General features: G+C 73.3%; 17 protein-coding genes. 3 read left to right on the forward strand and 14 right to left on the reverse strand.

The features are described 5' to 3' along the window. Nucleotides 1–28: 28 nt before the first annotated feature. The 3 genes from CRP55_RS48455 (at nucleotide 29) to CRP55_RS51835 (ending at nucleotide 3,385) form a co-directional block, all read left to right on the forward strand. Entirely contained in the window at nucleotides 29–1,087 is a 1,059-nt protein-coding gene (locus tag CRP55_RS48455; RefSeq protein WP_143235489.1) for a hypothetical protein, read from the forward strand. A 139-nt stretch (nucleotides 1,088–1,226) separates the two neighbouring features. Continuing rightward, nucleotides 1,227–1,514, forward strand: coding sequence for a hypothetical protein (locus CRP55_RS48460; RefSeq protein ID WP_097328885.1), 288 nt, complete (start codon nucleotides 1,227–1,229; stop codon nucleotides 1,512–1,514). A gap of 1,247 nt (nucleotides 1,515–2,761) precedes the next feature. After that, nucleotides 2,762–3,385 carry a hypothetical protein gene (locus CRP55_RS51835; protein ID WP_101536262.1) on the forward strand — a complete coding sequence of 208 codons (624 nt, stop codon included), beginning with the start codon at nucleotides 2,762–2,764 and terminating at the stop codon, nucleotides 3,383–3,385. Nucleotides 3,386–3,481: 96 nt separating this feature from the next. On the opposite strand, the gene CRP55_RS48470 is transcribed toward CRP55_RS51835, so the two are convergent. From CRP55_RS48470 to CRP55_RS53725, 14 genes are all read right to left on the reverse strand, one after another. Beyond that, nucleotides 3,482–5,554, reverse strand: coding sequence for an ADP-ribosyltransferase (locus CRP55_RS48470; protein WP_097328886.1), 2,073 nt, complete (start codon nucleotides 5,552–5,554; stop codon nucleotides 3,482–3,484). Further along, on the reverse strand, nucleotides 5,551–6,936 hold the full coding sequence (locus tag CRP55_RS48475; RefSeq protein ID WP_097328887.1) for a hypothetical protein: 1,386 nt from the start codon (nucleotides 6,934–6,936) through the stop codon (nucleotides 5,551–5,553). Before CRP55_RS48475 ends, CRP55_RS48470 begins: the two co-directional genes overlap by 4 nt. Next, nucleotides 6,933–8,033 (reverse strand): hypothetical protein, encoded by a 1,101-nt coding sequence (locus tag CRP55_RS48480; RefSeq protein WP_097328888.1) that lies wholly within the window; start codon nucleotides 8,031–8,033, stop codon nucleotides 6,933–6,935. The genes CRP55_RS48475 and CRP55_RS48480 overlap by 4 nt, the downstream gene beginning before the upstream one ends. Beyond that, a complete protein-coding gene (locus tag CRP55_RS48485) occupies nucleotides 8,030–8,221 on the reverse strand; it encodes a hypothetical protein (protein WP_097328889.1) in 192 nt (63 codons plus the stop codon). The genes CRP55_RS48480 and CRP55_RS48485 overlap by 4 nt, the downstream gene beginning before the upstream one ends. 7 nt (nucleotides 8,222–8,228) lie before the next feature. Then, the gene (locus tag CRP55_RS48490) at nucleotides 8,229–8,501 is read right to left on the reverse strand and encodes a hypothetical protein (protein WP_245923928.1); all 273 of its coding nucleotides are present in this window, start codon (nucleotides 8,499–8,501) and stop codon (nucleotides 8,229–8,231) included. After that, nucleotides 8,498–10,120 carry a DUF5131 family protein gene (locus CRP55_RS56600; protein ID WP_438865857.1) on the reverse strand — a complete coding sequence of 541 codons (1,623 nt, stop codon included), beginning with the start codon at nucleotides 10,118–10,120 and terminating at the stop codon, nucleotides 8,498–8,500. Before CRP55_RS56600 ends, CRP55_RS48490 begins: the two co-directional genes overlap by 4 nt. Next, nucleotides 10,117–10,833, reverse strand: coding sequence for a hypothetical protein (locus tag CRP55_RS54215; protein ID WP_218855146.1), 717 nt, complete (start codon nucleotides 10,831–10,833; stop codon nucleotides 10,117–10,119). The genes CRP55_RS56600 and CRP55_RS54215 overlap by 4 nt, the downstream gene beginning before the upstream one ends. Then, the gene (locus tag CRP55_RS48510; RefSeq protein ID WP_097328891.1) at nucleotides 10,830–11,045 is read right to left on the reverse strand and encodes a hypothetical protein; all 216 of its coding nucleotides are present in this window, start codon (nucleotides 11,043–11,045) and stop codon (nucleotides 10,830–10,832) included. Before CRP55_RS48510 ends, CRP55_RS54215 begins: the two co-directional genes overlap by 4 nt. Then, nucleotides 11,042–11,659 (reverse strand): DUF3307 domain-containing protein, encoded by a 618-nt coding sequence (locus CRP55_RS51845; RefSeq protein WP_143235491.1) that lies wholly within the window; start codon nucleotides 11,657–11,659, stop codon nucleotides 11,042–11,044. The genes CRP55_RS48510 and CRP55_RS51845 overlap by 4 nt, the downstream gene beginning before the upstream one ends. A 5-nt stretch (nucleotides 11,660–11,664) precedes the next feature. Next, nucleotides 11,665–12,207, reverse strand: a complete 543-nt coding sequence (locus CRP55_RS51850) for a Pycsar system effector family protein (protein WP_101536264.1) — start codon at nucleotides 12,205–12,207, stop codon at nucleotides 11,665–11,667. A gap of 106 nt (nucleotides 12,208–12,313) precedes the next feature. After that, nucleotides 12,314–13,381: an NUDIX domain-containing protein gene (locus CRP55_RS56605; protein ID WP_097328892.1), complete on the reverse strand. Its 1,068-nt coding sequence runs from the start codon at nucleotides 13,379–13,381 to the stop codon at nucleotides 12,314–12,316. Between the two features lie 2 nt (nucleotides 13,382–13,383). Further along, the gene (locus CRP55_RS48525; RefSeq protein ID WP_097328893.1) at nucleotides 13,384–14,013 is read right to left on the reverse strand and encodes a hypothetical protein; all 630 of its coding nucleotides are present in this window, start codon (nucleotides 14,011–14,013) and stop codon (nucleotides 13,384–13,386) included. 84 nt (nucleotides 14,014–14,097) lie between these two features. Then, nucleotides 14,098–16,575: a DNA translocase FtsK gene (locus tag CRP55_RS55465; RefSeq protein ID WP_245923930.1), complete on the reverse strand. Its 2,478-nt coding sequence runs from the start codon at nucleotides 16,573–16,575 to the stop codon at nucleotides 14,098–14,100. Between the two features lie 113 nt (nucleotides 16,576–16,688). Further along, nucleotides 16,689–17,857, reverse strand: a 1,169-nt coding sequence (locus tag CRP55_RS53725) for a hypothetical protein (RefSeq protein ID WP_218855148.1), incomplete at its 5' end; no start/stop codon positions are given.

A 17,857-nucleotide genomic window follows, 5' to 3' on the forward strand; every position in this document is an offset into this window, starting at 1 on the left:
CGTCAAGATCACCCGGGGGAGGGAATCTTTGTCGAAGATCAAGGTTCGTGAGCTGGCACGCCGGCTCACGAGTATGGGCTACAGCGAGATGACACCGGGGGGAGTCGTCGCGCTGGCCGAAGCGGCAGGGGTGCCGGTGGGGGTGTCCGGCAGCCTCGACAGCTCGCAGGTGTTCGTCCTGCTGGGCCAGACCGACCTGCCGCGCCGGGAACTGGTGCCGCAACTGATGTCCGAGGAATGGCCGCCGCCGCAGCCGCGGCCCCGGCGCATCACCACGGTCGCCCCGATCCAGATCACCCCACCGCGGCCGGCGCCGGCGATGCGGCCCGCGCGGCCGCCGCGGCCGCGCGGGAACGAGCTCGGCCCGATCGGGTTCCCGGTCAGCGAGGCCTCGCGGCAGGCCGCAGCCGCCGCCCGGCCGGCCCCGCCACCGATGCGGCCGTTCACCTGGCCGGCCGCGCAGCCACCGGGTCGCCGCCGCCGCGAGCGCCCCGCCGGGCCCCGGCCGTCGGTCAAGGTGGCCGGGCTGGGCCCGATGGTCCAGGCGATCCTGCCGCTCGAGCTGCGGGGACGGCAGTGGATCTGGCCCGCCGAAGCGGAGCGGTGGAACGAGCAGGCCACCCGCTGGGCGAGGGCCGGCTTCACCGACCGGTCGGTGCGGGCGTGGCTCGAGACCGACCTGCAGCCCGAGGACGCCGGCTACCTGGCGGCGCGCGGGGTGACGGCGGAGGCGCTGAACAAGCTGGTGCCAGTCCCGGTCACCGTGGTGGCCACCGGCGCCGCCACGGTCCGGCTGCTGCTGACCTCGGGCCGGCTGCCCGTCGCCGCGGTGTACGACGCCCTGGTCCAGGCTGGCCACTACGTCCCGGCCCCGGAGCCGGAGCTCGTGCTCACCCCGCCCGCCCGGCCGGTCACGGATCGCCCCGCCGCCCCGCCGGTGGTGTTCTCCAGCCCCGGCGACGTCGACGACCCCGAGCCGCCGGTCGCGCCGTCCCGCCGGCGGCGTACGGCGAAGGCCAAGCAGTACGGGCGCCACAACGGCCCGGGTCTGTCAGGCGGACCGCAAGATCGACAGAAGTGGCGGTGAGCAGCATCTGACAGACGCGCATAAGAGGGGAAGGGGCAACGTCGGCGCGACGAAGCCGACGTGCCCCCGGGAGGCAGGTGCGCCTCGTCCACAGCCTGTGGATAGAACATGTGTACGACGATTGTGCGATCGTGGTGGCATGAACTTCGGCCAGCCGGTGGCCCGCATTCACGAGACCGCCATCTTCGTCGCGCCGACCGAGACCGGCGGCGAGCGGGCGCTCTACCGGGTGCTGCTCGGTGAGCTGCCCGGCGGCCGCGGCTACCTGTTCGCCATGGAGCTGCCCTGGGGTAGCCACGAACGCGAACAGGACTTCGACACGCTTGCCGAGGCGTGCGAGGTCGCCGACGGCATTTACCAGCTGTGGCCCGACGCCGGCGTATGGCGTATCGAACGGCGAGGCTGGCAGCGCCCGGCAGCACCCTGAGAGCAGCTGTTGGGCGCCGCCGCGCCCGGCCAGGCCTGCGGCTGTTGGCCGGGCGCAGGCCCGGCCCGGGCCTCGCACCGTCCGGCCGGGGCCAGGCCGCCCCGCCATCGCCCAACGGTGCAGCTCGCAGGGCTCGCGGCCACCAGCCGCCCAGCCCCGACTCTTCCCGGGGAAGGGAAATCCCGACCGGGGAACCTGCCCCGGGGAAGGACGACGAGAAGCTGGTCGACCGGGACGGCGCGGGCACTTGGGCGTTGCCGCGGCGCTACCAGCGCCCTCATTCCTGGTCGCAAAACGAGAACCGGCCACCTGTTGGCGCAGGTGAGCGGGGTGGCAACGCCCCGCTACGGGTTAGCGGCATCGCTACCAGCCGCCGCGGTGGCCCGGGCCGCGTACGGTCGGACCGTGATCGACGATGCCGACCTGGCCGCCGCGATCGCCGGCCGGGTGTACTGGCAGCTCGACGAGCTGGGCGGGATCTACGTCCCGCGCCCGGTGCGGCCGCCCACGTGCGGATCCGGCCGGTCCGCACGCCGGCGCGGGCCGGCGACCGCTACCTCGTGTCCGTCATCGCTGGCCAGCCCGCGAAGCAGTGCCATCAGGTCAAGATCACGGAGGGCTCTTCCTCGATGAAGATCGTGCGCAACCAGCCGACCAGGGTGAGCGTTACCAGCTCAGAAGGCACTCCGGTCGAAGCGCGTGCCAACCAGCGCGTAATCGCATCTGATCGAATACGCGGCGGACCGAGCAAGATATGGCGATTGGCCGCCAAACCTGCTCACCGGGCGCGGTGAGCCAGGCCGGCCAAGGGCACGGGCGAGGCGATCGCCACCGCGGCCGCCCGGTAACGCCCCCCCGGGCGCGATCGCGCCCGGGCCATCTGTCAGGCGTCTGTCAGGCGCTCGCGCCGGGCCCTTCCGTCAGGGCTTCACCACGCCTTCACCATTCAGCACCACGATCGATCTTGAATGTCGCCCTGCGGCTATCTGACAGTGCGGGTCAACGCCCTCTTGGCAGATCAGGGTCGCTGGAACGCGAACCCCGACACCCTCCGGTAGGAGGGAATCCTCTCTTCCCCAAGGCGCCTGTCAGACCCCAGCACACCCCCTGGCATTCCAATGTCGCGCGGAACGTCAGTGACGTTGCGCTCGGCGTACCGGCCACCGGAGACTGAGCCGTACCGTACGACCGCACCTCTTGCCGAACACGCCTGGTCGCAACGTCAATGGCGCATCTACGGTTGTCGAATGAGCGTCACCGGACGGCCCGTACAGATGCCGTGCGGGTGGTGCGGAAGCCCGGTGGAGCAGCCACCGGCCGGGCGGCTGCGCCGCTACTGCAACCGCTCGTGCCGGCAACGTGCGTATGAAACGCGCACCGCTGGCCGGCGTCTGGGTGCCGACGTCGACGCCGGCGTGGTGCGTACCGAGCCGGCCGAGCGGATCGTCGAACGTGTCGTACGCGCCCGCTACCCGCGCACCGCGGCCGGGTGGGAGACCGCCCTGACGGAGCTGAGCGCGCAGGTGGCCGACGGGCGGCTGCCGCATTGGCACGCCGAGCGGGTCCACCGGGCGCTGTCCGGTGCGGCCGAGCAGACCCGCGTGACCATCGCCGAATGGACCCCGCCGCCGGCACCACCACCGGTCGACGAGCGCCTGGCCGCGGCCGCCGAGGCGCTGCTGCGTGTCGTCGGCGACGAGCCGACGACCCTCGAACGGCTCGCCGCGGCGCTGCGCCTCGACGTCGTCGAGCTGCGGCAGGTGGTCCTCGAACTCGAGCACATCGGGTTGCTCGCCGCGCGCCGGGAGAAGAACGTGGTGTCCGTCGACGAGCTGCGGATCCACGCCCGCTTCACCCTCGGCCAGAACTGAGCCGCGTCCCAACCCGCGAGGGGCTGTGCGCGGCCCCGCGATCACAAGAAGACGGCCCCGACCTTCAAGGTCCGGGCCCGCCGGCGTACGCGTATTTCAGGACGGCCGTTTCGCCCATTGGCGGAAGTTGGTCAAGGCGCGACCGACGGCCACCTTGATCTCGGTCCAGCCTTCGGATGACTCGTGGCGGCGCTGGAGCATGCCCTCCAGCTCGCGTTCGAGTTGGCTGCGGTGGATCTCGCCGTTCATCCAGCGGCGGGTGACTTCGGCTAGCTGGTCGGTCTCGTGGAACGCCACGCCGCCGCTGCCTTCGTCGTAGCCGCGGCGGACCAGCGGGATGGCGTTGAGGTCGGCCATCAGGTCTTTCAGCTGTTGCGGTGTCTTGTCCGGCAGGGCGGGCGCCGGCCGGTCCGGAGCGTTGAGGCGGCCGATGGCGACGTCGACACGCTGGGCGGCGGTGCTGCTGTCGGGCAGGTGGGTGCGGATGCGGCGCAGTTCGCGCAGGGCGTGGTTGGTGTCGTGCCGGCGCAGGGTGATGCCCTCGCCAAGGTCCGTGATGATGTTGCCCAGGGCGTGCCCGTCGACCTCCAGGTGCTTGTCGTCGCCGAGGGTGTTCCACAACCGGCCGAGAGCACCGTCGAAGTGCATCAGGCCCTGGTCGATGCCCCATCCGCCGTTGGGCGGGACGATCTCTTCGGCCGAGCGGCCCGGTTCGGGCACGGCAGGCTCGGGGACGGCGGGCTTGGGCACGGTGACCTCCACATCGAGAACGCGGTACTCGCGCGGTGGCGCGTCCTGCTGGCCGGCGGTGTGGCCTTTGTCGACAGTTTGGCGCTGGTCGGCGATGATCCGCATCTGTAGGCCGCGTTGTAGCAGGACCTCTGCCTCACGGTTGTGTGCGAGGGCGGTGGGCCGGCTATCGAGCTGGATCGCACCGGTGCCGGCCGGGACGTGCAGGCGCAGCAGGGTGTCGTCGCCGGTGAAGATACTGGCGATCTTCGGGTCGATGCTGGTCGACGGGAAGCTCTGCTCGGTCCATTGGATGCCGGTCAGGTCCTTGTCCGGCTCGGTGCCTACGACCAGGGGCAGGTCGTGGACGCCGCGCCACAGTGTGAGCGGCTGGTCCAGGGGCGCGGCCTGCATCGCCTGGTCGATTTTGGCGACGTGTTCGGATACCGGCTCAGCGGTGGCGTCGGTCTGGCCCGGGTATTCGCGGATCTGCATCACTTCGTCGTCCCCGCCGCGCAGGTGCGCGCCGATCTGGCGGTAGGTGCTGTTGCGGTAGAGCCGGACCGCGCGGCCGCAGGCCTGCAGCTGCTCGTCGGTGAGGGCGCCGTGGGGCACGGTCAGCGCCGAGTCGTTGTCGTACGAGACACCGGCGTGTTTGTCGGCCAGCCGGCCCGTCACCCCTGGGAAGGTGGCGGCTGCGGCGTCCTCGCCGGCCAGATCAGCCGCAATCTGCTCCTGTACGGCCTGCATCTGCGCGCCGGTCAGGATCACCTCGCAGTGCCCGTCGCCGGTGTCGGCGCGCAGGCGGTACCGGCCGTCGCCGTCGGCTCGCCAGCTCAACGTGCCGTCATCGGCGGCCATGCGGGCATCGGCGCCCGGCTCGCCGGCGAGGGTGGCGGCGAGCCGGTCACGCAGCTCGCGCATCTGCTCGCGGGTCAGGCCGACCCCGGCGAACTCTCCGTCGCCGTCCTCGATCTCGACACGGCGCCCACCGGCCGGGCCCCGGCTGCCCCATGAGACAACGCCGGCGTTGACGTCGCCGAGCCACAGAGCGCCCGGGCCGATGTCCACGTCGGCGCCCGGCCCGGGGCCGCCCTGATCGTCCGTGGAGGCCCCGCCGGACGCGCTGGCGTCCGGGCAGTAGAAGTCGGTGTCGGCGGCTTCGGGGGTCGCGTTCACTGCCTGCTCCAGGTTGCCGTGGTAGGCGTCGAGGTGCTCCACACCGCTCTCGCAGGTGGCGGCCATGCTGGCGATGTGGGTGTGGATCCGGTCGAATAGGGTCAGCGTGCTGGTGTCGGCGTGCCGGGCGGCGAGGGTTGCCCGGGCGGTGCTGACCCGGGCCGACAACTGGCTGGACAGGTGTTCGCCGAGGCTGGCCAGGAACGCGCGGGCGGCGTCGATGTTGGCGGTCTGGGCCGTGGTGACCTCGGCGGTGCTCATAGCTCGTCCTGGCCGTCGAGCTGGGCCTGCGACTCCAGCCGGGCATGCCACTCGCGCAGCTGCGCGTCGGTGAGCTCGAGCTGCACGGCGTCGACGCTGTCGCCGAACTCGACCTGCCGCACCCCGTCGCGAGTGATGCTCCAGTCGATGTAGGCGCCGTCGTCCTCACCGTCCAGCTGCAGCTGGCCCGGATCCTCGGCGCCGTCGGTGGCCGCCCCGACGAGACGGCCCAGATCGTCGCGGAGCTGCTGCAGGTCCGCCGGGCACAGGTCGAGCGTGATGGCGTCGACGCCGTCACCGACCTCGAGCTGCCGGGTCCCGTCTTCGGCGCGTGACGACCAGTCCAGGTACGGGCCGGAGCTCTCGTCGCCACCGGCGCTGTCTTCGTTCAGGTAGTAGCCGCCGGCGCGGGACTGCAGGTCGAGCGCGGCCGCCGCGGCCGCCGGGTCGTCGACGGCATGCTCGGCGCCGGCGTGCTCGGAGACGGCACCCGGGTAGGCCGGCTTACCGGTGGCCCGGTCGGGATGGTCGTACTGCTGCTCGGCGTCGGCCAGGACGTCGGTGCTGAGCTGCTGCAGCCGGGCCAGGTCGGCGCCGGTGAGCACCAGTGCGCCGTCGCCGTCCTCGGCCGGGGTGACGGTCAGCTCGACGGCCGGCTCGACGCCGTCCCACCAGCTCACCCGCGGCCGCACGGTGATCGTGTCGCTGTCCTCGGTGGTAAACGTGCGGGGCGGCCCGATGTGCGCCTCGTGCTCATGTTCGTCGTCGCTCTGCGGGCACCAGGCCGGGCAGCGCAGGATGCCGTGGTCGCGCATCGTGGTCATCCGCTCGGCGCCCGGCCCGGCTGCGATCTGCGCCCGGTCGGCGAGTACGGCGTCGGCGTACTCGTACGCGGCCGTCCGCTCTTGGGCGTCGACGCGGCCGGCGTCCCACTCGCGGGCCCGGTCGCGTTGCCGGCGCGGCACCGTCGAGACGGCGATGTGGGCGCCGCGGGCCAGCAGATCCCGCTCGCTGGGTTCGGCCAACTCGGCGGTGGGCACGTCCGTGCCGGGGCCGGCGGCCGCCGCGGTGGCGCCGGTGTCCGGGCGGTAGAAGTCGGTGTCGGCGGCTTCGGGGGTGCTGTTCACTGCCTGCTCCAGGTTGCCGTGGTAGGCGTCGAGGTGCTCCACACCGATCGCGCAGGTGGCGGCCATGCCGCTGATCTGGGTGCGGATCCGGTCGAGGGTGGCCAGGGTGGCGGCGTCGATGCGCCGACCGGCGAGGGTGGCCCGGGCGGTGCTGACCCGGGCCGTCAGATCGTCGTGCAGGTGGGCGTGCAGGCTGGTGAAGAAGCCGCGGGCGGCGTCGATGTTCGCCGTCTCGGCGCTGCCCGGGGCGGTCATTGGGCGGCGCCCGCGTTCTCACCTGCGGTCTGCGCTCGGGCTGGCTGCTGGTGGGTGGGCCGGTGGACGATCTCGTAGTTCCAGGCGTCGACGACGCCTTCGTACGGCTGGCCGTTCTGGTCGGTGCCCTTGACCAGGTAGCCGTTGCCCTGCGGAGTGCTTGAGGAGATGGTGACGGCCGCGGCGCCGGCGCCCGTGCCGGGCTCGCCGGAGGTCTCGATCCGGTCGCCGGGGCGGGGTGCGCCCGGCCCGGAGGGGGTGGTGTCGCAGCACTCGCCGGCGAAGGTGGCGCTGGCCCGGTCGTCGTCGGCCAGCAGGATGGTGCTGACCGGCCTGTCGGCGATCTGCGACGTGACCGTGCGGTCGTGGCGGGCGACCCAGTACGGCGGCAAGTCCCGATCGGGGTCGCCTTCGAAGTGGTAGATCTCGTCGGCCGTGGCGTGGTGGGCGTCGACGTCGACGCTGGTGGGCACCTCGGCCACCCGCAGGTCGTGGCCCCATGACCACGCTTCGAGGCACTGGCTGCACACCGTGTCGACATGCTCGCACACGCTCGAGCTGCGCACGGGCAGGCTCATCCACGGCTGCTCGTCGTCTTCATCGCCCTCGGCCCGGCGGTGCTGTAGGTCCTTGCCGGGCGGAGCCTGCTGCGGGTGGGAGCCGGTGGTGGCGTCGATGAACGCGGCGGCCTCTTGCATGGCCCGGGCGTAGGCCTCGTCTTCGTCCTCGGCGGTGCCGGGGATGGAGTCGTTGGCGGCCGGCGCCGGGTTCGGCTGCTCGCCGGGGGTGGTGGCTGCGGGCCGGTAGAAGTCGGTGTCGGCGGCTTCCGGGGTGCTGTTCACTGCCTGCTCCAGGTTGCCGTGGTAGGTGTCCAGATGCTCGACGCCGCTTGTGCAGGTGGCGGCCATGGCGGCGAGGTGGGTGGCGATCCGGTCGAACAGGGCCAGGGTGCTGGTGTCGGCGTTGCGCTGAGCGAGGGTGGCCCGGGCGGTGCGGGCTCGGGCAATCAGGGTGCCGGAGAGGTGTTCGCCGAGGCTGGTGAAGAACTCGCGGGCGGCGTCGATGTTCGCCGTCTCGGCGCTGACAGGCGCGGTCATTGGACACCTGCGTTCTGCCCGGTGCGCGGGGCCCGGTACGCCTGGGTCATCAGGACATCAGTGTGGACGGTCTCCCCGTCGGTGGTCCAGACCCGGACCCCGCCGCGGTGCAGCTGGTAGCGGGCGTCGGTGTAGTCGGTGCGGGCGTCGTCGTGGTGGATCACAGTCAGGATGTCGGCGTACGGCATGACGGGATCACGCTCCCAGGTGGATGGTGGTCAGGAAGTCGGCCAGGTCGCCGTTGCGCTGGTACAGCTCGCCGTACCGGTCGTCCGAGCCGTCGGCGACGGCCAGGAACCGCCGCCCCTGGGCGATCGCCGCGGCGATCCCGTCCGCGCGGAACCAGACGACCGCGCTCGGGCTGTCCGGGTCGGGGCCGGCCACGATCTCCAGCCGGAACTCGCCGTGCTCGGCGATCAGCTGGTGCAGGCCGGCGATCGTGCCGCCGAGGCTGTTGCCCGCGGTCACCACGGCTGGTGTCCCGGGGCGCCGGCGGTCGGGTTGAGCTGCCGCCGGTCGACGCCGACCGAGCCGTCCGGGCGCCGGCGGAAGGTCAGCTCGGAGCCCGAATACCAGTGGTACAGCTCGACCCAGTCGTAGCTTTGCAGGGCGTCCTCGACGTAGTCGCGCAGCGCCTGCTCGGAGTCGAGATCGGCGCTGGGCAGGGCGTACTGGACGTTCTTCGAGTCACCGGGCTTGTGCGCGGACACCTTCCACTCCCACCGCCGCGACGGCTTGTGCCCGGGCCACTGCGGCCGGATCTCCTCGTCCGGCCACGGCGGTGGGATCTCATCGTTCGCGGCGCGGCCTGCGCCGCCGGGCTGCTGCCCGGCGGCGACCGGGCCGGCGGGCCGGTAGAAGTCGGTGTCGGCGGCTTCGCCGGTGGTGTTCACTGCCTGCTCCAGGTGGCCGTGGTAGGCGTCGAGGTGCTCGACGCCGGCGCCGCAGGTGGCGGCCATGGCGGCGAGTTGGGTGGAGATCCGGTCGAAGACCGCCAGGGTGGTGGTGTCGGCGTGCCGGCCGGCGAGGGTGGCCCGGGCGGTACGGACCTGGGCTACCAGGCCGTCGGCCAGGTGCTCGCGGAGACTGGTGAAGAAGGCCCGGGCGGCGTCGATGTTGCTGGTTTCGGCCGACGTCACGGCCGCGGCCGTCACCGGGTCACCGCCACGGCGGGCATCGCGTCGTGGGTACGGCCGTCGAGCAGCCGGCCGCCGGTTTTCGCGGTGCGGCCGCCGACCTGCTTGAAGAAGAACGGCACGCCGGCGGCGCCGCACTGGTCGCGCAGCGACCGCGCCCAGCCAAGATCCATCGGCCGGGCCCGGGGCCCCGGATTCGCCGCCGGCGACGACCCAGTCGATCCCGGACGACATCGACGCCTGCCACACATCCGGGACGCCGCAGCGCCGGCCGAGGACGTCGAAGACGAGGTCGGGCTGCTGCGGGCCCGGCCGAGCGATCAGGCGGGTCAGATCGATCGGGCCGAGCAGCGGCTCGCACGACAGCCACCGCACCGCGGCCGGGGCGTCGAGCAGCGCGGGCACCCGCAGCTCGGCCCACCGCTGGTCCTCGACCGAGACGCCCAGCCACACGTTGCGCAGCGGCCAGGCGGGATATCCGTACGGCTCGAGGTCGTAGGCCCACACGTCCAAGACGTCGTTCACCTGCGCGGCGAACTGGGGCGAGCCGAGCAGCGCCCGCATCCGCGCGTGCCGCTTGGTCAGCAGCTGATAGGTGTGCCGGGCGGTGCCGGCCATCGTCGCGAAGACCTGGGCGATGAACTCGGCGGGCACGTCGTCGTGGAACAGGTCGGCTTGGCTGTTGACGAAGACCTTCCGTGGTTTGCGCCAGCCCCAGGGCTCGGTCAGCCGCTCGGGCAGCAGGTTGATCCGGCCGGTCCAGTCGAGCCGGCCGTCACGGCGTTCGGTCAGCCCGGCGAACGCGTCCGCGACCTTCGGGTTCGGGTGCCCGGCCCGGACGGTCGCGGTGGCGATCGCGTAGCAGGAGTCGCAGCCGGCCGAGACCCGCTCGCAGCCCAGCAGCGGATTCCAGGTGGCCTCGGTCCACTCGATGCCCGTGCCTGCGCTCACGACCGGGCTCCGTCCCGCGCGACCGGCCACGGCGCGGGGCTAGCGCCGTCGACGCCGGCGTCGACCAGGGCGACGATGCCCTTGCCGGTGCGCCGCGCGTAGTCGATCTCGCGGCGGGTGGACTCCCCGATGTAGCCGCCGGGGTTGACCACGTAGATCCACCCCGCCAGGTCGATCTTTGCGAGGTGCAGCCGGTCCAGCTGCTGTTTCTGCTGCTCGGTGATCTCGTCGCCGTCGTGGCCGAAGACCCCGGGGGCCAGGACCAGGTGACCGGCGAGGGTCAGCATCCGGTTCGCCTCGGCGATCTCGGCCCGGAACCGGGTGCTGCCGCAGATCGTCACGACCTGCGCCCGCCCGCCGATCGCGGCCGCGGCCGGGCCGTCGGCCAGATCGGCGATGCGGCCGAACAGGTCGAGCCCGTCGGCCGGGTTCACGCTCAGGCCGCGCCGGGCGAGCTCGCCGATGCGGTGCAGGGCCGTCTTGGCGTCGTCGAGCCGCTCCAGGTCGTCGGCGGTGGCGTAGCGGGCCTCGAGCAGCGGGCATTGCTGCTCGCCGTCAGCGTGCTCGCAGCCGCCTTCGGCGCAGTCGACCGGGCCGTAGAAGCCGCGGGCCCGGTCCGCGATGCGCAGCAGGAGGGGGAGCCCGTCGAGGGCGGCCCGGAGTTGTTCGTGGTCGAGGCCGGCAGCCGCCGGCCGGCCGAGTTTCGTGGTCACGACCGGGTCCGCCTTTCGCGCTCATCGTGTTCGGCGAGCGCGCAGGCCGAGCCCAGCGCGTCCGCGAGGGCCTGCCAGGCGCCCGCGGTCTCGTCGTTGCGGGCGGCCAACTGTTCGGCGTCGTACTGCATCGCCGCGAGGGTTCCGGGGTCGAAGGCGTCGGACAGGTCGCTGACCGCGCGCAACGCCAGCCGGCTGGTCGGTGCGCTCATGCCCGGTCACCGCCCGCCCGTGCGGGCACGATCGGGCGATGCTGTTGCGCCCGGATGAGGCGGGCGTACCGGTGCTCGACGCGCAGCGCGTCGGCGAGCAGCAGCAGCCCGCCACCGGCGGCGACGGCTATCCCGGTCCCACTGGTGGTGCGGGCGGCGACCGCGGCGGCCAGCAACATGGCCGCGCCGTGCAGGGCCTGGTCGACCCAGAACGGGGCCTGCGCCCAGCCGGTGCACTGCTTGCGGGCGATGATGACGGCGACCAGCCAGCGCCGGTCGATGTAGGCGTGGCTGGCCCCGCTGATGATCAGCGCGGTCAGCGCGGTGGCCCCGGTCATCGGCACGAGCAGGGCCACGATCACCACCGTCGCGGCCTGGGCGGCCAGGTACAGGCCGACGTGGGCCAGGCAGGCCGGCCAGCCGGTCCACGGGTGGATCCCAGCGGCGAGCTGGTCGTCGCTGGGGAAGGCCTTGGCCCGGGCGAGCCGGTCGGGTTGCAGCAGCATGTCGCCGATCAGATGCCCGACCCCGAGCCCGGCCAGGACACCGAGGAAGGCCAGGGCGGTGGTGAGGGGGTAGCCGGCCGGCAGGCCGGCGGAGACAGCGAGGGTCATGGCGGTCACCGGGCCCAGGCCGAGACGAGCGCGGCGGCCGCGGCCGCCGCGAGCGCGGCCACGAGCAAAGTTTGCGCCACCTGGATCCGGACGAAGCGGGTGTGCAGGCCGCGGGAGAGCAGGTGCAGCTGCCGGGCCTTCTCGGCCGGCCCGCGCCGGTCGGCGGCGGCCAGCTCGGTGAGGATCTGCTCCGGCTGGGTGCGCGCCCAGCGCGGAAACCCGAAGTTGCCGGCCAGCTGCGGGCGCAGCGCCGCGGTCAGCGCCAGTACCGCGGCGCCGATCAGGGCGATCGCGGCCCAGCCGCCGACCGCGGCCGCGCCGTGCAGTCGGCCGGTGGCCATCAGGGCCAGCCCGGCCACCAGCAGGGCGGAGCACAGGGCGAGCAGCGTGCCGGCCTTGGCGTCGGCGCGGGGCTCGATCGAGCGCACGGTCTGGGTCTCGACGTCCAGCCGGGCCTCGAGCGGGGACTCGCTGCGCTCGTCGAGCGGAATGTCGATCTGCGAGGCGGCGGGGTCCGCCGCCGGGAGGGTGTCGGAACGGTGATGCATGATGGGCGTTGCCTCTCTGAGGTGGTGGGCGGCCCCGCATTGCTTCTCAGGGCGGTGGGGCCGCCCGCGTCATGGTGGTGACGTGCCGGCCGGGTGACGGAACGGGTCAGTGGTGCACGGGCAGGCAGCTGCGGTGCGCGATCCGGTAGCCGCCGTAGCGCAGCAGCGTCCAGCAGGCGCCGAACGCGTGAGCCCATCGGCGCGGATGCCACCAGGGGTGCCGGGGCAGCTCGGCGGTGGGGTGCGGGGCGAAGATGACCCGTCCGCACAGGTCGCAGGTGCCGCGGTCGGCGTCGCTCAGGTGGGCCAGGTAGGCGCGCAGCTGAGCGATGCAGCCCTGCTCGTCGCCGTCCTCCCAATCGGACACGTCGGCCATGGTCATCCGGATCACCTCACGTAACCGCAGGAAGTTCGCGGCCGCGACCCGCAGCTGCTCCGGCGTGTAGTCGGCGAGCTGATCGTCGACGTAGATCTCCAGGAACATGCCGGCCTCGCCCGGGCCGTCGAGCACGTCGCGCAGCAGCTGCTCATGCGCGGGATACACGGTGCTGAAGTGTTGGTGCACGGCGGCGGACAGTTCGGCGTAGCTGCCGGCGGGCAGCCACCGGGCCTGGCGGGCGTCGTCGCCGCCGGTCACCGGCGGCAGGGCCGCCTCGCCGGCGAAGAACGTCACGCCGTACGCGTTCAGGTCGGCGTACATCGGCAGGGTGACGATCCACGCCTCGTCGGAGGCCCGCGGGTCGGGCACGTAGCGGGGCAGCCAGTGCTCGCGGATCACCCGCTCGGGCAGCCGCAGCCCGGTCTCCTCCGCGAGCTCGCGCTCGGCGGTGGCCCACCGATCCTCGCCGGGGTCGACCATGCCGCCGGGCAGCGCCCAGCCGCGGGAGTCGTCGCGTTCGACCATGAGCAGCCACCGCTGCCCGTCGTCGGTGATGGCGACCACGATCGCGTCAGCGGCCAGGCCCTCGCCCCAGTGGCCAAGCTCGTTACGGCCGTAGCGGATCCCGGTCGGCGCGTGCGGGTTGACGGGCCGGCCGTCGACGACGTCGAACCAGATCTCCGCCTCGCGCTGCCGGGCTGCCCAGTCGATGCGGGTCGGGTCGGTCACGGGGTCGGCCCAGCCGTCGCGGACGCCGACGGTGAGCACGTCAGGGTGGGTGAAGGTGGTGGCCACGGTCAGAACTCCCTACTGAACGAGGTGGAGAGGGTGGGGGCGGCCCGTCGCTTACGGTTGCGAGGAAGGCTCTTGCCGGGCAGCAGGCGACCGTAGACGGGCAGCGACAGCAGCAGCCACAGCAGCCCGGTCAGCCCGGCCGCGGCCATCCCGGCGCCGGGCGGGGCGCCGGCGTAGGCGACCGCGGCGGTCAGGGCGCCGAGCGCTGCCCAGGCGATCCGCGCGTACAGCGAGCGCGCCAGCGCGGCCGGCCAGATCGTGGACAGCGCGGTCAGCCACACCAGCCACAGGTCGCCACCGGTGACCGGCAGCCCAGCGGTGTTGCTGTCCAGCCAGGAGCGCACCGGGTCGTTGACGGCCTGCACGATGGTGGCGTGCTGCTGCAGCCAGCCGCCCAGCGTGCCGCCGCCGGCGTGCAGGCCGTCGACGAACGCGGCGATCAGCAGCCAGGTCAGCCGCAGCACCACGAGCAGCACAGCCAGGGCGGCCAGCCCGGCAACACCGAGCCGCCAGTTCTCCCTGGCCAGCAGCGGCCTGTCACCGGCGGCCTCACGCAGGGCCTGCAGCAGGCTCTGCCGGCCGGGGCCGTCATCGGTGTCGGTTTCGGGTGGGGTGGTGATCGAGGGGTTCACGGGTGGTCCTTCCTGTGTCGGGTGTGCGAGATCGCGCCGGGACGCCTGGTGCGCACCGGTCGGCTTTGGGAGTTGTGCTCTCGGTCAGGCGGCCTGGCGGCCGCCGCGGATGCGGGTGAGCAGGGCGGGCAGCTCGCCGGGGCCGGCGAGCACGTCACGGGGCCGGCCGTCGCCGGTGAACGGGCCGACGGCGCCGAGGGTGTGCAGGTCGTCCATCAGCGCGGTGGCCTCGGCGAAGCGAGCGCGCAGCTTGCGCTGCAACATCGCGGTGGAACCGAACTGGCTGCTGACGACCAGTTCGGCGGCGTGGGCGAGCAGCTCCCGGTCGGCGCTGAGCAGCGTCTCCTGCTCGCCGTCGGCGGCTGCGGGAGCGTCGGCCGGGACCCAGTAGCCCTTCTTCGGCGACCGGGCCTTACCGGCGGCGGCGAGGGCGTTGAGCAGGTCCCGCATCCGGGTCTCGCCGCACCCGTACGCCTTGCGCAGCTCACCGGTCTCGGTGATCCCGGAGCGCAGCAGGGCCAGGACCCGCTGCTGCGGGCCGTTCTCATCCGTCTCGGCAGGGGCCGGGTCGGGCAGGCGCAGCGACGGGGCGGGGCTGATCTGCCCGGTCAGCTGCAGGACGGTGCCGCCGCCGGTGACCCGGCTCGGCTGGCCCGCGGCCGGTTCGGCGGGGCGCCGCGGGCGGTCCTTGTGCGCCTCGATCGCCGCGGCCAGCTGCGGGTTCGCGGCGGTGATGGCCGTCAGCAGCTCGGGGTCGAGGTCGAGCAGGGTGCGGGCCTGGTCGACCTGGGCCTGGGCGCGCAGCTCGTGCCGGTTGAGGTAGGCCTCGCCGATCGTGCGGGCGCTGACCGTGTCCAGTTCCACGTTCGGGGCGGCGGCGAGCAGCTCGTCGGCGTTCGGGGTGAGCCAGCCGCGGAACGGCGCGACCCGCAGCCCGCGCAGGTAGCCGAGCCCGGAGGTGGGCGAGCCGTCGTTGAACCGTTCGGGCAGGTCCGCCGGGTTGACCCCGTCCAGGCCGGGGATCATGCCGTTCTCCACATCGGAGGCGACCCGCAGCACCGCGAGGTTCTTGAACCACAGGTTGGAGCGCATCACATCGGAGTTGCCGAACGTCTTCTGGATGTTGACGGTCTGGTCGGACGCCACCACCGCGACGGCGGCCTTACGGCCCTCCTGGGCGATGCGCTCGAGCAGCGCGACGGCTTCCTTCCAGTCCGGGTTGTCCTTACGGGTGATCTTGTGGAACTCGTCGAGGAACAGCAGCACCCCGGGCTCGGCGGCGGTGGGCACGTGCAGCTCGCGGCCCAGCACGTTGTTGAGCGCGCCGCGGACCTCGATGAGCCGGGCCAGGCCGCGCAGCTGCGGCATGATCCCGGCGACGTCGTAGGCCGACCACTCGGCGTTCTTGAGCAGCGCCGGGAAGGACTGGCCGCCGACCGGGCAGCCGGCCCACACCGACAGCACCCCGGTGTGCTTCGCGGTGGTGGCGATGTTCTTCATCAGCGTCGACTTGCCGGAGCCGATACCGCCGACGATGACCCCACCGGCCAGGCCCCAGCCGGGCACGAACAGCGCCCACTCGGCTGGCTGCTCGTCAGGGTGCATCCCGACTGCGGCGTACCCGGTGGCCGGGTTGAACACCTTGTCCGGGCCGGGGTGCGGGAACACCTGCGCCAGCGGCCGGCCCTCGACCAGGGTCAGCACGGCCTGCGACAGCGCCCCGGACGGGTGCGCGTCGACGATCAGCTCGTCCATGGCCAGGTTCAGCGCGGAGCAGAGCATCGCCTGCGCGGCGCGGATCTGCATGGTGGTCTGCCGGCCCGCCGCCAGCTGGATCGTGTAGGTGCGCCCGCCGGGCACCTGCTGCATGTCGGTCAGGTACGAGCCGGGCCCGGCGCCGCCGGGTATCGCCACCCTGCTGTCCCACTTGACTACCTCGGGCAGCCGGTCATCGACGTCGGCGTGGGGGGTGGGATCGGCCTCGGTGGGCACCGCGGCCAGCGCGCCCACCGAGGCCGGGATCGGAACGGTGCGCCGCCGCCAGTACGGCCACACCGCGGCGACCATCCCGAACCAGAGCACCAGGGCGTGCGTGCCGCCGGCGCCGGCGTGCGCCGCCCAGGCCAGCCACAGCAGGGCCAGGCCGGTGACGATCGCGGCGTGCCGGCGGTGCTTGCGGCGCATCCGCCGAGAGCGGCCGCGCTCGTACTGCCACCACCACACGATCGCCGCGACCGGCGCCACCACGGCGACGGTCATCGCCACGCCGTGCGGGCCGTGGTGTGCGGCGGCGGCGCCGGCCCACAGCAGCAGGGTGACCGGCCACGGCGCGGTGTGCCCGGCCAGCGGCATCGCCGCCACCTGGTGGCGGGCCGCGCGCATCCGCCGGCTGCGCGGCACCTGCCCGGCGTCGGCCGGGCCGGCCGCCTCCTTCTGGCCCTTGCTCTTGATGCCGGGAGCCGGCGGCAGTGGACGCTGGGCGGCCGGAACCGGCTGCGGCCGCGGCGGCGCGGGCGGCAGCCCGGCGCCGGCCGGGCGCTGCGTGGTGTCGGTGCTGGTCATCGCGTCGCTCCTGCTCAGGCGGCGGAAGGGTCGGGACGGGTTCCCGGCGGCTACCGCGGCGCAGGTGCGGGAGGGAAGATCCCCGCACCTGCCCCACGGAGGGCGGACGGGGATTAGCTGTGCTGGTAAAAGTCCGTGTCAGCGGCCTCGGGGGTGCTGTTCACGGCCTGCTCCATGTTGCCGTGGTAGTTGTTGATGTGCTCGACGCCTTCCTCGCACAGCGACGCCAGAGCATTGCCCTGCTCCTGGATGCGGGCCAGGATGGCGAGCGTCTCGGAGTCGATGTTCTTGCCGGCCAGGGTCGCCGCGGCGGTCTGGACCTTGGCGAGCAGGTCGTCGTTGACGTGCTCGCCGAGTTCCTCGAGGAAGGTCCGGGCGGCGTCGATGTTGGTGGTCTCGGCGCTGGCGGTGGTGCTCACGGTGGTGCCTCCTTGTTCCGGGCTGGCGCCCGGATCGGTGTTCGATCCAGGACGGGTGTCCTGGCCGTCTGTGGTGGCCGGCTTGTCGTCGTCCGCAGGCGGCACCAGCCGTAACTGCGGCCGCTTGCCGGGCTCGGGAGTGGTCTCGCCGAGTCGCTGGGCCAGCCATTCGGGGTGCTCGGTGAACATCTGCTCGTGGTAGCTGCACAAGACGCTGCCCTCGGCGGGTGTCGAGCCGCAGACGCCGTCACCAGCGCGTTTGGGCACCCCGCACCGGCCGAACAGCGACGCGCTCATCCGCAGCCGCTCCCGGGGGGTCATCGGCGGCTGCGCACTGACCGCGGCGTCGTCGTCCTGGTCGCGGGGTGGGCAGACGTGCTTGCTGCCGTCGGCCCGCGACTCGGCGTCGGTGGCGTAGCCCTCGCGGTAGGTACCGCACTTCTCGCAGGACCAGCCGAAGTGCCCGGCCCGGAACGCGGCCGGCGGCCGCGAACCGTTCGCCGCGGCCGGAGCCGCCGCGGCGGCGGCCGGTGAAGCCGCAGGAGCGGGCTTCGACGCCGGGCCGCCCGACGGCGCGGCCGCCGGGGAGGAGGCCCTTGCGGGCGCGGCCGCGGGCTTCCCCGTGACGGCAGCGGGAGTCGCCGCGGCGGCTTTCGGCGGAGCGGCAGCCGGATTCGGGGCCGCGCCGGCTGGCTCGGCACCGGCACCGGCACCGGCAGCCGGCGCGGGCGGCTGGGCCGCGGTGGGCGCCGCTTGGGTACTGGTGGCCAGCTGCGGGGCGGGGGGTGTGCCGCCGGGCCCGCCCGGAGCGGCGGGCCCGGCCGGCGTGCCCGGGGCAGGCGGCGTGCCCGGGGCAGGCGGCG

The organism is Paractinoplanes atraurantiacus (genome assembly GCF_900215205.1).
In the GTDB taxonomy this organism is placed as follows: domain Bacteria; phylum Actinomycetota; class Actinomycetes; order Mycobacteriales; family Micromonosporaceae; genus Actinoplanes; species Actinoplanes atraurantiacus.